The following is a 14,919-nucleotide window of genomic DNA, read 5'->3' on the forward strand; positions in this document are numbered from 1 at the left end:
CGCAGCCCGCGCTTCCGCTTCCGGAGCGGCTGTTGCCGGATCGGGGGGGGCGGCAGGGTTCGCCAGGTCCGCTGGGTCAGGAACCGCAGCGACCGGATCCGGCGCGAGCTCGGCCGGCGGCAAGCACGCGTCCGTTCCGGCAGCGCAATCCGGCGCGAAGGCCTCGCGTACCGCCCCGGCGGACGCTGGCGCGTCCGGCTGCGCCGCTTGCCTTTCGGCTTGCGCCGTCCCTTGCTTGGCTTCTGTCGCCTCTAGCTCGGCTTGCCCGTCTGCTGCAGAGCCAGGGCGCTTGGCGACGCGCCGCGCCGACGCCTTCCTTGCGGTACCGCTTGCGCGTCGCCGCGGCTCGCTTTTGCCGGCCCGCCGCTTCACAGCTGCTCCGTGACGCACTGCGCCTGCATGAACAGCGCCAAGTAATCCGGCCCGCCCGCCTTGGCGTCCGTGCCCGACATGTTGAAGCCGCCGAACGGCTGGTAGCCGACGATCGCCCCGGTGCAGCCGCGATTGAGATACAAGTTGCCGACGTGGAATTCGCGGCGCGCCTGCTCCAGCCGGTCCCGGTCGCGCGAGATGACCGCGCCCGTGAGTCCGTAGGCCGTATCGTTGGCGATGGCGAGCGCCTCGTCGAAGTCCGGGGCCCGGCACAACGCCAGCACCGGTCCGAAGATTTCCTCCTGCATCAAGCGCGCCTGCGGCTGAACGTCTGCAAAAATCGTCGGCTGCGCGTACCAGCCAATCGTCTCATCGCCCTCGCCGCCGGTCGCCAGACGACCCTCGCGGTGACCGAGCGCCACATAATCCATCACCTTGTCGTAGGCGGCCCGATCGATCAGCGGTCCCATCTCGCAGCCGAGCTGCGCCGGATCGCCGACTGTCAGTTGCTGCGCCAGCTTGACCGTCCTGGCGAGCACCTCGTCATACACATCGGCGACGACAATCGCGCGCGAGCAGGCCGAGCACTTCTGCCCGGCATAGCCGAATGCGGAGGCGACAATCGCCTGAGCCGCCAGCTCCAGGTCGGCACTGCGGTCGACGACGATTGCGTCCTTGCCGCCCAGCTCGGCGAGGACCCGCTTGAGCCAGAGCTGACCGGGCTGGACCTTGGCGGCGCGCTCGAAGATGCGCAGCCCGACCTCGCGGGAGCCGGTGAAGCTGACGAAGCGGGTGCGCGGATCGTCCACGAGCCGATCCCCGACCTCGGCGCCGCTGCCCGGCACATAATTGACCACCCCCGGGGGCAGCCCCGCCTCCTCCAGCAGCTCGACGAAGCGGGCGGCGATGACCGGCGCGTTGCTCGCCGGCTTGAGCACGACCGTATTGCCCGCGCCGACGGCTGCCATCGTCATGCCTGCCATGATCGCCATTGCAAAATTCCACGGCGGCAAAACAATGCCGACCCCCAGTGGCAGATAGCGGTAACGGTTGATCTCGCCGGGCCGGCTCAGCACCGGCGCCCCGTCCGCCAGACGCAGCGCCTCGCGGCCATAATATTCCATAAAATCGATCGCCTCCGCGGTATCTGCGTCGGCCTCGCGCCACGGCTTGCCCGTCTCCAGCACCAGCAGCGCGGAGAACTCGTGCCGCCTGCGGCGGGTCAGCGCCGCCGCCTTGAACAGCAGATCGGCGCGCTGCTCCGCCGGCGCGTGCCGCCACTGCGCGTACGCCGACGCGGCGGCCTCGACCGCCCGATCCGCCAACGCCGCGTCCGCCTTGGCCGCCGTGCCGACGACCTGCTCCCGCCGGGCCGGATTCGCAGAGACGAGGCGGCCGCTCGTATCGATACGCTCGCCGCCGATGACGAGCGGGCAATGCCGGCCCAGCCGCGCCGTCTCGCGCTGCAGCGCCTCGGCGAAGGCGCGCCGCGTCCTGCTCTCCCCAAAGTCGCTGAACGGTTCGTGCGTATACGGTCTTATTCCGATCCCCATCCCCCATCCTCCTCCTCATACCCTATCCTATTCCGGGACAAATTCCCGGCATGCCTGCGACTTCGCCGCTCATAGCCTGCGCTCGACCGACCGCCGCAATCCAGCGAGACTCCGCCCGCCGGGGGGCTGCAGGAGGCATGGTCCGGCGTCCGGGGGTCAGGCGTTTGGCGTCCGGGGGTCCGGCGTCCGGGACAGAGGTTGCCAATGAATTCGAATGAAAACCCGACACTGTGTCTCGAAGCGCGACGATTGAATGGGCCGGTCAAGCGAAGGATGCTTCGCGACAGTACGGCCTGCGACCGGCCCGCTCTAACGGACATGGGAGATCGCTGGTGTCCGTTAGAGCTGCTCACCATGGCTGCTCCCGTCTCTCGAACAAGCAACTGGATACGGGATGTGCTTCAGACGACTGCATATTATACTGCGTGATGTGCATGCAGCCGACCGCTTTTCGTGCTACTTGCTATCCAGCCCCGCCCCATACGCCAGAGCACCGCGCGCCAACATGCTGCGCGCGGTGCTCTGGACGATCTGCGGCTTGCCTTCGGTGGTGTCTCGGAATGGGGGGCTCGGCCTGCGCATCGTTTTTCGCGCGCAACTTCCATCCCGAAGCTCGCAGTCGCGGGACCGCTGCGCCGCCCCAAGCGACGCGACGCCATCCACAGCTGCTCAGATCGTCAGCTCTACGATATGCGCCCCGCCGTCGTCGACCAGCGGAATGGCGGCAATCGGAGCCGCGCTGTGGACGTGCAGGTCGGGCTCCGCCGCAGGCAGCTCCCGACCGTCCAGCAGGATGCGGCTGACGCCGACGCCGGTGCCGGACCCATTGGCTGCCTCGATGCGGTACCGTGTCCGGCCGTATCGATACGTCACGGTATAGCCCGGCCAATCCGCCGGAATGCAGGGCTGCACGAGCAGCCGATCGCCGCGGCGGCGGATGCCGAGCACCGACTCCAGGCCGACCTGGTACATCCAGCCGGCCGCGCCGGTGTACCACGTCCACCCGGCATGCCCCTTGTGCGGCGGCGCGGTATAGACGTCGGCGGCCATCACGTACGGCTCGCCGACGTAGCGCCGCACCTCGCCGGGCGTACGGGTATGCGTGATCGGGCTGAGGAGGCGCAGCAGCTCGAAGGCTTTGTCCCCGCGCCCGAGCTTGGCCCAGGCGGCGATGCCCCAGAGAACGCCGTGCGTGTACTGGGCTCCGTTCTCGCGAATGCCCGGCGGATAGCCCTGGATATAGCCGGGACTCGGCTCGGAATGCTCGAACGGCGGCGTCAGCAGCCGCGCAATGGAGAGCTCGCGGTCGACGAGCTCGCGGTCGAACGCCTCCATCGCGCGCATCGTCTTATCCGGCGCGCCGGCTCCGGAGAGGACCGACCAGGACTGCGCGATCGCGTCGATGCGGCATTCCTCGCCCGCCATCGTGCCCAGCCAATCGCCCGCGTCCGTGAAGGCGCGCCGGTACCAGTGGCCGTCCCAGCCGTGCGCGTCGAGCGCCTCGGCCAGCGCGCCGCGTGCCGCTTCGTAGCGCGCGGCGCGCTCGGACTCGCCCTGCGCGCGGCAGATCGGCTCGAAGCGCGTCAGCACATCGCTGAGGAACCAGCCTAGCCAGACGCTCTCGCCCCGGCCCTCGGAGCCGACATGGTTCATGCCGTCGTTCCAGTCGCCGATGCCGATCAGCGGCAGGCCATGCTCGCCGATCCGCGACAGCGCCAGATCGATCGCGCGCAGACAGTGCGCATACACCGTCCCGCGCTCATCCGCCTGCACCGTCGCCTCGTAGCGCTCGTGCTCGCCCGCCGCCAGCGGCGCACTCGTCAGATACGGCGCCGACTCGTCCAGCACGCCGGCGTCGCCGGTGTGCTCCACATACCGCGAGACGGTATAGGGCAGCCACAGCAGATCATCGGAAAATTGCGTGCGGATGCCGCGCGCCGTCTCCTCGTGCCACCAGTGCTGCACATCGCCCTCCACGTATTGATGCGCCGCGTGCAGCAGGATCTGGCGACGCGTCAGCTCGGGGTATGCGTGCAGCATCGACTGCGCATCCTGCAGCTGATCGCGATAACCATAGGCGCCGCCCGCCTGGTAGAAGGCGGTGCGGGCCCACATGCGGCAGGCCAGCGACTGATACAGCAGCCAGCCGTTCATGAGCAGATCCATCTCCTTGGCCGGCGTCTCGACGACGACCTGACCGAGCAGCGCCTCCCATTCCGCTCGCACCTCTGCCAGCGCGGCTTGCGCCGCTGCCGCGCTCCGGTACCGGCCGGCCAGCTCGGCCGCCTGCGCCCGGTCGGCGGCGCAGCCGAGCAGGATGTTCACCGTGCGTGTCTCACCCGGCTCCAGGACGATCCGGCGCTGCACCGCGCCGCAGGCGTCGCCGTAGACGCCGGTGCGGCCCGACAGCGCCGTGCGCTGCAGCGCCGCCGGACGATGCACCGTACCGCCGCGCCCGATGAATTCGACGCGGTCGCCGGTCCATGTCAATTCGGCGTGCTCCGACGAGTCGCTCGAATCGGGCGACGAATTCGATGACGCTGCCGATGCCCCGACCGGCGTCTCAGATGCCGTGCCGCCTGGCTCCGTCCGCTCCGTCGCCGACGCCGATGATCGCGCCGCCCCGGCCCCTTCCTCCGCGTCCGCGAAGATGCCGAGGAACGCATGCGCCTCGCGGAACGTCTCCTGGTAGCGGTTGACGGCGAGCAGTAGCCCCGCCTGTCCGTCCCAGTCGGTCTCGATTAGCGGACCGTTGCCGTAGCGACTGACGCCGAGCACCCATTCGGCATAGTAGGTGACGGACAGCTCACGGCGCGTGCGGCCCGTGTTGGTCAGCTTGAGCCGCACGAGCTTGACCGGGTCGCGCCAAGGCACGAACACCGTCTGCTCCGAGCGAATGCCGGCGTAATCGCGGACGAAGCCGGAATAGCCGCGTCCGTGTGTCACCTGCACCGCTTCGCCTGCCCCCGATGTCGCCGCCGTATCCCAGACGACTCCGTCCCGCTCGTCGCGCAGGTAGCATTTCTCCGACGGCGGATCGAGCACCGGGTCATTGGACCAGGAAGTGAGCTTGCACTCGCGGCTGTTGCGCCACCACGTATACCCGGTGCCGAGCTCGGTGACGAGCGTGCCAAACGCCGGATTGGCCATCACATTGCTCCACGGAGCAGGCAGCTCGCGGCCGTGCTCGATCGTCATCCGATAAGCGCGTCCGTCCCTGGTGAAGCCGCCCCAGCCGTTGTCATACAGCAGCTCCTCCGCCGCCGAGCGCGGCGCTGCAGCAGACTCCGGCCGCGCTGCGCGGGCCTCGTCCGCCTGATTCGGCGCAGCCGCGGGCGCGGCGGGACTTGACATTGCGGGACGATGAGCGGCTGGCTCCGCAGCTCTTGCGGCATTTGGTGTCTCTAGCGCCTCTGATGCATCTGTTGTCTCTGACTCTGCAACCGCTGCTGCCCTTGTTGCCTCGGTTGCCTCTGTTGTCCCCGGTGCCCGCGGCGGCGACGGCTGCCTGCTCGGCCCGAGCGGCTCGGGCAGGCTCGTATTATCGGTTCCGTGCCAGCGCAGCTGGGCGCGCAGGCTCGACGCGCCGGCCCGCAGCACGAGGCAGGCGACAGCCGTCAGCAGGGTGCGCTCTTCCTCCGACAGCGCCTGAGCCGCCAGTACGCGGACACCCTCCGGCGCGGCGCCGTAGCGGTCGACCTCGTGATCGACGGCGCGCTGCAGCGTTTCCTGCATCGCCTGCTGGTAGCCTTCCCTGGATTCATTGAGCAGCACGAGATCAAAAGGCACCCCCATGCGCCGCAAATATTCGTGTCCGACGAGCAGCTTGGCGACCAGCGGCAGCCCGCCGCGTCCGGCGACGCGAACGAGCACGATCGGCCGGTCGCCGGACAGACCGTGCGGCCAGAGCGCGCTCTGGCCAAGCGTATTGCGGCGAATCGCTTCGATCCGCGCCTCGGACAGCGGCGGCGCATACAGCACCTGGGCGCCGAGCGTCTGGAACATCGCCGCGTCGCGCGCGGTCACGCCCAAATGACGGAGCTCGATCTGGCCCCGATTCCAGGCGAGCTCGAATACGCGTCCCAGAGCCGCCGCGCCGCTCAATCGGCGAATGATCGCCGCCGGCTCGGCGACGTCGTAGCTCGCGGCCGTCACGGCGTACAGCACGGCGCGCTGCCCCGGCTCGATGCTGAAGCGCCGGCGGACGACGAGCGCCGGGTCGGCGACCGAGCCGGTCCGGCCCTGCAGCGGCGCGCGCAGCGCTTGCGGCTCGGCGAGCGTGCGGCCGCGGCCGATGAAGGCGGCGCGATCGGTCTCGAATTCGAGCGCCGCGCCGGGGTCCTCCGGCAGCAGCAGCGCATGGGCCGCGCTCATCACCTCGTCCCCGCTCTGACGCGGCCGTCGGTGCGCCAGCAGACACTGCGCCTGCTCGTCGTAAGACGTCTTGATGAACAGCTTGCTGAACGCCGGATGCGCATCGTCGGCCATCGCCTCGGCCAGCGCCGGCTCCACGTACGTCGTCACCTCGTAAATTTTGGCTACGCCGCTCGTATTGGTCAGCGTCAACCGCCGCACCTCGGCGCTGGCCTCCGGCGAGACGACGACGGCCAGCTCCGTCTCGGTCGCCTCGCGGCGATCCGTGAACACCGCCTGATCCTGCGTGAACCGCACCTCCAGCTCTGCAGACGCGGCGCCGCACGGATAGGGGGTCGGCGACCAGACGGCGTCGGCCGAGACATCGCGGATGTAGAGACAGCTGCCCCATGCTTCAGTGGCCGCGTCGGCGCGCCAGCGCGTGACCGAAGCCGTGCCGAGCCGCAGGAAGCCGCCGCCCGTCGCGGTGACGCCCGCCGTCAGACTGCCGCCCGAGAGCAGCGCCACCTCGGGCAGGCGCGGCACGCCGCCGATGAACGTGCGCGCCCCGTCGGCGTGCTCCGGCCGGGCCGGGATGCCGTGCGTCCGCGTCATCGCCGGATGACGAATCAGCTTCGGCCGCTCCGGCAGCCGCTCTTGGAGCAGCAGCTCGGCGGCGCGCACCCGCTTGTCGCGATGGAATCGCTCGATCATGACGTCGCCTCCCAGCAGATTGGCCAGTGTCAGCAGGCTCATGCCCTGGTGATGGGCCATGAAGCTCTGCACCACGGCGTAGCGCTGGCTGCCGGGCAGGCGCTCCGGCGTATAGTCCACCGCTTCGTAGAAGCCGTACTTGCCGCGCGCGCCAAGGCGCTGCAGCTCCTCGAGCGCCTGCTCCGCCGCTCGCCGCGCATACGGCAGGGCGAGGATGGTGGCATACGGCGAGACGACGAGATCGCGCTCGAGGCCGCGCTTGAAGCCCAGCCCCGGCACGCCGAACGCCTGATACTGATAATTCATCTGATGGTCGAAGGCGTAATAGCCCGACTCCGATACGCCGAGCGGCACCCCGCACTGGCGCGCATACTCGAGCTGCCGCTCGACGACCGCACGGTTGGTGCTGTCCCACACGCTGCTGCGATAGGTGCGCATCAGCAGGGACGGCATCAAGTATTCGAACATCGTGCCCGACCACGACAGCAGCGCCGGCCGCCCGGCGGCGCGCGTCATCGTGCGCCCCAGCACATTCCAGTGCGAGACCGACACCTGACCGAGCGCGATGGCGACGAAGCTGGCCTGACGCGCCTCCGAGGCCATCAGATCGTAGAGCACTTGGTCGCGCTCATGCCGCTGCACATGGTAGCCGAGCGCGAGCAGCTTGGCATCGGCGTCGTAGAGCGGACGGAAGTCCGTCGCTTCGATCAGGCGCTCCATGCGCTGCACGAGCCGCTGGCCGCGCTTGTCCCAGCCCGCTCCGCCGCGCCGCTCGGCAGGCGCGGACGCGCCCGCCAGCGCGCCCCGGTCCGGCGCCAGCTCCTCGGCAAAAGCAACATTCAGCTCCTCCTGCGTATACGGCCCGCCCTGCGGCCGAAGCGGCGCGTTCAGATCGCGGCCGATCCATTCCGCCACGCCTTCCTTGGCGGCAACGAGCGCGCCAACGAGATTGCCGGAATCGACGGTCGAGACGTAGATCGGCTGCAGCGGGCGCAGCGTCGTCGTATCGTACCAGTTGTACAGGTGGCCCTCCCACTTGTCCAGCCGATCAAGCGTGTCGAGCGTCCGCTCCAGCCGCTCGATCATCGCCGTCGTATCGATGAAGTCAAAGTCGCGGGCCGCCACGACCGCGGTCAGATAGAGCCCGATATTCGTCGGCGAGGTGCGGTGCGCGATGCCGACCGGCGGATCGAACTGCACGTTGTCCGGCGGCAGCCAGTGCTCGCGCGCGGTCACGAAGTCGTCGAAAAACGCCCAAATCTCCCGCGCCAGGCCGTGCAGCGGCCCGTCCTCCGCCGGCGTGGACGCAGCGGCGACCGGGCGCTCCAACGCCCGAACGAGCAGAGGGGCAGCCGCCCACAAGGCAGCCAGAGCCAATCCTGCGGCGAACTCGCCCGGCGCCGCACCACTCGCCGCCACGGCGATGACGAAGGCCGCGATGAAGAGCCAGCCGCCGGCCAGACCCCAAAAGACCGGCTTGGCGCCGGACTGCTGGCGGCGCTCCTGCTCGGCCGAGCTGACCCACTCCAGCAGATGGCGCCGCGAGACGAGCAACCGGTAAAGCGTGCGGCCGATCGCGTCAAGCAGCATAAAGGTCTGGTACGGCAGCGCCGCCAGCGTCACCGCCGTCTGACCGGCTGCCGTGCGCAGTCCCTTGGCCTGCTGGCGCCAGCCGCGCGGATGCAGCAGCTGCAGCAGCACCGGCAGGCCGAGCGTCGCCAGCACGGCGGCCAGCCACAGACCCGGCCGACCGGGCAACCCGGCGTAGGCGAGCAGCAGCAGCGCCGCATAGAGCGGCGCCATCAGACTGCGCCGCAGGTTGTCCACGATCTGCCAGCGCGTCAGCGCCGACAGATCGACCGCGCTGCGCTGGCCGCGGCGGTCGCGGACCGCCGGGAGCAGCCACGGCAGCAGCTGCCAGTCGCCGCGCACCCAGCGGTGCTGGCGCTGCTGCGTCGCGTAGAAGGTCGCGGGCTGGCCGTCGATCAGCTCGATATCCGACAGCAGTCCGGCCCGCAGGAAGCCGCCCTCGAGCAGGTCGTGGCTGAGCACGCGATTGTCCGGTATGCGCTCGCCGAGCACGCGGTGAAAGCTCGTCGCTTCGAAAATGCCCTTGCCGGTAAAGATGCCCTCCCCCAGGCCGTCCTGATACGGATCGGATACCGCGAACGCATACGGATCGATGCCCGGCGCGCTGGAGACGAGCCAGGCCAGGCGGGATCGCATCACCGACTCGTAACTCATCCCGATGCGCGGCTGCAGGACGCCGTAGCCCTCGACGACCCGAGTTCCGGCGGCATTGAGCCGCGGCCGATTGTAAGGCAGATGGATCGTGCCGATCATCCGCTGCGCGCTGCCCAGCGGCAGCGCCGTGTCCGCATCGAGCGTCAGCACATAGCGGACCTGCGGATAGAGCGAGCGCTCGCCCACGATCGTCTCGAACGTCGTAGCGCTCCCGCCCTGCAGCAGCTCCGCCAGCTCCACCAGCTTGCCCCGCTTGCGCTCCCAGCCCATCCACACACCCTCCGCCTCGTTCCATTCGCGGCGCCGCTGCAGCAGGTGAAACGGCCGGCCGGGATAGCGTGCATTGAGCCGCTCGATGCCGAGGCGCGCCTCGTCCATCAGCACCTCGTCGGAGGTCATGCGCGCATGATCGGCGTCCGCATAATCGCCCAGCAGCGCGAAGTGCACCTGCGGGTCGCGCGTCGCCAGATAATGCAGCTCCAGACGCTCGGTCAGCTCCTGCACCTCCCGCGCCGTGGACCAGATGACCGGGACGACGACCAGCGTCGTCGCCTCCGGCGGCACCGCCGCGGAGAAGTCGTAGCGCAGCAGCGGCTGCGGCGTCGTGACGCCGCGGATCAGCAGATGCGCGCCCGTGACCGCCCACTCCAGCGCAGGCAGGAGCAGCAGTGCGCCGATGCCGATCCATTGCGGCCAGCCCAGACCGCCCCCGCTGCCGACGAGCAGCGCCAGCAGCACAAGCGCCGCGGCGCTCAGCACCGCCAGCAGGCGGGCGTACATGCTCCCGGCGCGGCGCTTGACGACGCTCTCCGGGAGCGCGCGCGGATGGCTGTAGGCCCGCAGCTTGCGCTGCAGCGCGCGAAGCCCGTCTCCTTCCAGCAGATAATAGGCAAAAAAAGCTCGGCGCGGCGGCAACACGGCTTCTTGGTCCGACTGGCGCGCTACGGCCGAGACCTGAGCGGAAGGCGCGCCCGAAGTGGGTACGCCCGAGGCCTGGACCGCTTGCGCTGCCGAGCCGGGCGTATGAGCGGTCTGCTCGTCTGCGCCGGGGTGCGCGGCGCTTCCGGTCTCTGCTCCTGAGCGGTCGGCGGCGCCGGCCGGCGCCCCGAGCGACGCAGGCTGTGCCGCCCCGAGTCGGGCCGCTGTCTCTTCGCCAGCCTGGTCGGCCAGCTCGACCGCCGCTCGTGCGACCAGACTCTCCGGCACGCGCAGCCGCCGCGAGAGCCGCTCTACCCGCGCGCGCAGCGTATTGCGACTGGCCAGATCGAGCTTGGCGTAGTCGCCCGTACGCTCGCGCCGCAGCGTCCGCTCGACGAGACTGATGCGTTCGAATGCTTCCAGCCACGACAGGCGGCTCAGCTTGCGCAGACTGCCGATCAGATTGCCGGTGCGCACCTGGTAGTCCGCCTGCAGCTGATATTCGTAAGTGATAATTTTGTCGAGGCTGTCTTGTCCGTTCTCCAGCTTGTTTTTCAGCCATTCGCGGACCGCCGCCGATTCGCCGGACCATTCCCGCAGATGCTTGATGAGATGCACGACGACTGGCCCGGACAGCGGCAGCTCGAGACCGGCCTCGGCGAGCATCCACTCCATCGCTTCCGGCGCGAGCTCGGCCGGCTTGGCGGCGGTCAGCGCGCGCTCGACGCGCCGACAGATGTCGCGGCGCTCGCGCAGCAGCCGCATCGCTTCGGCGAGCTGACGGATAATCGCCAGCCGCAGCACCTGCGGCACCGCCCACGCTTCGGCCAGGGTCAGCAGCGATACCTCTTGGTACGCGCCGAGCAGCGCCTGCAGCATCTCCTCGTCCAGCGTACCGTCATTCTCCTTCAGGAAGTGGCCGCACAACGCCAGCACGCGCGCCTCGCCGCTGCCGCGCAGCTGCGGCAGCGCCTTCAGCGCGCGGCGCGTGTCGGGGTCGAGCACGATCAGCGCCTGCTCTTCCAGGAATTCCGAATGGTCCAGCAGCCATTCCTCGGCCGGCTGCGTGCACGGCACGCTCTCGCTGCGCAGCTCCTCCACGAAGGCGCGGAGCTCGTCGATATCCGCTTCGATGGCGCGCCACAGCCGCGTCGAAGGGCGGCGACGCATATAGGGGTCGTGCGTTAATGCCAGTTTGCGAGCTTCTTCTTTGAGTTGTTCTTGATTTAGGATCATTCGATTCTCCCGTATAATTTGAAGTAGGTACATGCTGTTGCTCCCGTGCGCTTATGCGCAGACTTGGAAAAGGGTAACAATTTAAACATGTCCATATTTGCTTCAAATTATGAGCCTGCGGGAAAACAACGTTGAACTTACAGGGCTCGACGTGGATAGCCCTCGATCCTATTGGTAGATGAAGTAGCCTAGATTGCGACGCAATTCCAGACGAAGCGGGCGGGTGCGGGTGCGGAAAGATCAGGGGGGCCGGAAGCCGGGCGGAGCGGCAGGCGCAGGTGGTGTCAATCCGGGCGGCAGCTCTGTAGAGTAAAGGACTGGTAGCACCAGCCCCTCCTGTGAATTTGCACATTATCCCGGCAGCGTTTTAGCAAATTAAAGGGGCAAAAAAACAAGGGGATTTGGCAGAGATAAGCAGCATAATCCGGCAGCCAAGGGGCCATATTTTCACATTCTAGCGGCTGTTTTCCCACCCTGCTGCTTCCATAAAAATGCAGCCAGCGGTTAGCTGGCTGCCAAAGGGGCTTGTCGGATAGACAAGACCGAGGTATACTCCATTCATCTCACCCGAATCCGGTAGCGGAAACCCGGATGCAGGTAGAAGCTGGTGTTCTGGACTATCACGTACCACTCCGCGTCCATTTCGACTCGGCAGGTTAGAAAGACGGTGCCTATCTGCAAGTCGAAAGATTCTCCGCAATGGACGGATTGTGGATGGTCGTAAGCCTCCCGAATTTCCCAGCGTTCACTGGCGGAATTGAACAACAACCAGCCTTCACGGTAGGGGTTCGTCATGGTCAGACCTCAAAACCCGTGTTCAAGCGTGACGGCCCGGATGATGTCGGCGTCAATCTGCTCGGCTTTGCGCTGAAAGCCGAGCAGAAGGGCGCGAACCGCCAGTTTGTTAATTAAACGGGGATAGCCCTTGCTGCAGACGGCCAGCGCTTCCATGGCCGCTTCCCCGAAGACCGGGTGCTTCGCACCGGCCAGCCCCATGTGGTGCTCCACATAGCCCTTTACTTCTTCCTTGCTCAAGGCGTCAACCTGGTGGCACAGCAGAAGGCGCTGTGCCAAGGGGCGGTTATGGTTAAGCGTGAGTCTGTCGCGCAAATAAGGCAACCCGCAAAGCAGCAAGACATAAGGATTGGACGAGTCCATCACAAAATTGAAAAGCACGTTCAAATCGCTGAGGAACACATCCTTGGCCATTTGCATTTCATCGAGAATAAAAACCGGGGTCACCTTGCGTTCATGAAACGACGCGGTGACCGCCTGCTGAATTTGACGGAACAGATCCACCTTGCGCGTCTTGGGTTCTTCCCCCAATCCAAAGGCCAGACCACGGTAAAAGTCATTGACCGAGCCGGTTGAAAGCGGGAAATAGACGACCTTGTAGAGCGCTTTGTTCAACCCGTCGCTAAACACCCGCAAGGCATAGGTCTTGCCTGCGCCGGGTTCGCCCACCACCATGCCCATCCCCCGGGTTTGCTTCAAGTAGGCCAGCGCGGCGCTCGTCTCTTGAAAGGCGCTCGACGCATACGCCTGCTCGGACGTCACTTCTTTGGCAAAAGGCGTAGCGGCCAATGAGTAGAAGGCTTTATACATCCGAATCACCGCCTTGCGCTTGCAGCTCTTTAAACGACAGCGGCGGCCGGTTGCGTTTGACATAGGCGTTATCCGCGAAGCGCACGAGCTTCGCCTCCGCGACCGCCTTGCCTTCCTCGTACACATGCACGCGATGCTCGTCAAAGCGAATCTCGATCTTTCGTCCGGCATAGGCTTCGGGCAACTCATAGAGCCGGTTCTCCAGCGAGAAGGTGGCGTCCTGCTTGACGGTGCGCGTGGCTCTCCGCAGAAAGAGGGTATCGAGCAGCTTGGGGTCGGTAACGGTACGCACCTGATCGATCTGGGACAGATAGACCTCCAGCGGCATTTTGCCGTCCAGCGCAGCATGCGGCTTCCGATGGTAATCGGCCTCCAGCCACCGCCAGAAGCGTTCGTTGAGCTCCGCAAGGGAGGTGGCGGGCTCTGCTTCCAGCAGCGTATAAAAGCGGGTTTTGCAGGTCAGAAAATAACGTTCAATTTTGCCTTTCGCACGCGGATCGAAATGACGGGTATGCAGGAGCTGAATCCCGAGCGAAGCGCAGGCAAACTGCAGGCTGTCCGAACGAAAGATCTTTCCATTGTCCGTATACAGTAAAGTCGGAATCCCTCGCCGGAGCAGCGCTTCCTTCATCACGAGGCGCAGGCCTTCAAACTTCTCCGTGAGCACGAATTGGGCAAAGGGGACAAGCCGAGAGCAGTCGTCAATAAACGCAATTAAATGTGTGCGAACCGTTTTGCCGTCGATCTTTAGCCGGGGCCCTTCGCTCGCGTCTGTTTGCCAGAGCCTGTTGACCGTATCGTGAGCAAAGCGTTTGCGCTCCGCCTCCGGTGCACGTTCGCCCTGAAGCAGGCCGTGCAGGCGCAGGAAGCGATGAAGGGTGGCGTACGAAATCTGTCCGGGCAGGAGATGCCCCTGACCAATCAAATAATCGTAGAAGACCGTGACCGGCATCCCGCCATACTGCTTACGCAAAGCCAGCACGTGATCCTGCATCTCTGCGCTCAGCGTGCGGGATTTCCCTCGGTCCGAGCGTGTTCCGGGCTTCAAGCCGTCAAAGCCTTCACGTCGGTAGAACAGCAGCCATTCCAGAATCGTTTTGGCAGCGTAGGTTTTCTCGCCATAAACAGGTACCTGGTGTCGCTTGGCGGACGTCTCCGCCAAATAGGTGACACGATCCACTTGTCCGTTTAACAGCGGCGCAATCAGGCCGTAACGAAACAAGGCAATCTTTTCTCGCAAAACTTCATCCATGGGGTTCATCGCCTCCTAATGGTATAGGCAGGCCAGCCGGCTAACCGCTAGGGACAGGATAACCGAAGTCCACGGGACAAGCGAGGAAAAAGGTTTGTGGAACCGTCAAAACGTTGGCGCCACACGAGCGCCACGGTAGTTGACTGCGGCCATAAAGCTGTTTATCCGATGATGCCACCACCTGCGGACGAAGGTCGCCTCCTCCATCGCCTGTATCATTTGAAACAGGCAGATGGCTTTTTCCGCCTTCTTCTCCGGAAAAATCGCCTCCACCCCTTCCGAACGGAAGAACAAGGCGATTTCGTTTTGTTTCTTCCACCCTCGTTTTTCGTAAAACCGTCGTAACTGGCGGCTGCAAACGCACAGGCAAGAAATCCACCAGGCGAGCAGCATGTTCAGGATCGTACGCCATGTGTGCTGAAAGTAAGGCAGCAGAAAGGTCGGCAAGATGGAAACGCTCTTGTGGTAGGCGGGGCATAGCAATCTGCAGATGGAGATGCGATAGGTCGCTTCTGCGTCAATCGCATTTCGTTCATAGAAGCCGTGACGCAACATACGGTTTCGTGCCCGGCAGTTGGGGCAGCATTGGAGCTCCGGGAAGTCGTTGTTTCTCCCTCTCGCCGCATAACCAGAACAATCGGTTAGAAAATGATGGTAGTAAATCATCCGCTT

General features: G+C 66.0%; 6 protein-coding genes. All 6 read right to left on the reverse strand.

The features are described from left to right. Window positions 1-368: 368 nt before the first annotated feature. Window positions 369-1,925, reverse strand: a complete 1,557-nt coding sequence (gene pruA, locus IDH44_RS07155) for an L-glutamate gamma-semialdehyde dehydrogenase (protein ID WP_190916110.1) — start codon at window positions 1,923-1,925, stop codon at window positions 369-371. A gap of 669 nt (window positions 1,926-2,594) precedes the next feature. Next, a complete protein-coding gene (locus IDH44_RS07160; RefSeq protein ID WP_190916112.1) occupies window positions 2,595-11,390 on the reverse strand; it encodes a GH36-type glycosyl hydrolase domain-containing protein in 8,796 nt (2,931 codons plus the stop codon). Window positions 11,391-11,948: 558 nt separating this feature from the next. Then, window positions 11,949-12,185, reverse strand: coding sequence for a DUF5348 domain-containing protein (locus IDH44_RS07165; RefSeq protein WP_190916114.1), 237 nt, complete (start codon window positions 12,183-12,185; stop codon window positions 11,949-11,951). A gap of 9 nt (window positions 12,186-12,194) precedes the next feature. Next, window positions 12,195-12,995, reverse strand: coding sequence for an ExeA family protein (locus IDH44_RS07170; RefSeq protein WP_190916115.1), 801 nt, complete (start codon window positions 12,993-12,995; stop codon window positions 12,195-12,197). Beyond that, entirely contained in the window at window positions 12,988-14,247 is a 1,260-nt protein-coding gene (locus IDH44_RS07175) for a Mu transposase C-terminal domain-containing protein (protein ID WP_190916117.1), read from the reverse strand. The genes IDH44_RS07170 and IDH44_RS07175 overlap by 8 nt, the downstream gene beginning before the upstream one ends. A gap of 105 nt (window positions 14,248-14,352) precedes the next feature. Continuing rightward, the gene (locus IDH44_RS07180; protein WP_190916119.1) at window positions 14,353-14,913 is read right to left on the reverse strand and encodes a hypothetical protein; all 561 of its coding nucleotides are present in this window, start codon (window positions 14,911-14,913) and stop codon (window positions 14,353-14,355) included. Window positions 14,914-14,919 lie beyond the last annotated feature (6 nt).

Origin of the sequence: Paenibacillus sabuli (assembly GCF_014705605.1) — a bacterium.
GTDB classification, from domain to species: domain Bacteria; phylum Bacillota; class Bacilli; order Paenibacillales; family Paenibacillaceae; genus Paenibacillus_D; species Paenibacillus_D sabuli.

Bases quoted from the DNA above. Each gene is read 5' to 3' on its own strand.
- IDH44_RS07175 (WP_190916117.1), bottom strand. From the start codon at position 14,247: ATGGATGAAGTTTTGCGAGAAAAGATTGCCTTGTTTCGTTACGGCCTG.
- IDH44_RS07165 (WP_190916114.1), bottom strand. From the start codon at position 12,185: ATGACGAACCCCTACCGTGAAGGCTGGTTGTTGTTCAATTCCGCCAGT.
- IDH44_RS07160 (WP_190916112.1), bottom strand. From the start codon at position 11,390: ATGATCCTAAATCAAGAACAACTCAAAGAAGAAGCTCGCAAACTGGCA.
- pruA (WP_190916110.1), bottom strand. From the start codon at position 1,925: ATGGGGATCGGAATAAGACCGTATACGCACGAACCGTTCAGCGACTTT.
- IDH44_RS07170 (WP_190916115.1), bottom strand. From the start codon at position 12,995: ATGTATAAAGCCTTCTACTCATTGGCCGCTACGCCTTTTGCCAAAGAA.
- IDH44_RS07180 (WP_190916119.1), bottom strand. From the start codon at position 14,913: ATGATTTACTACCATCATTTTCTAACCGATTGTTCTGGTTATGCGGCG.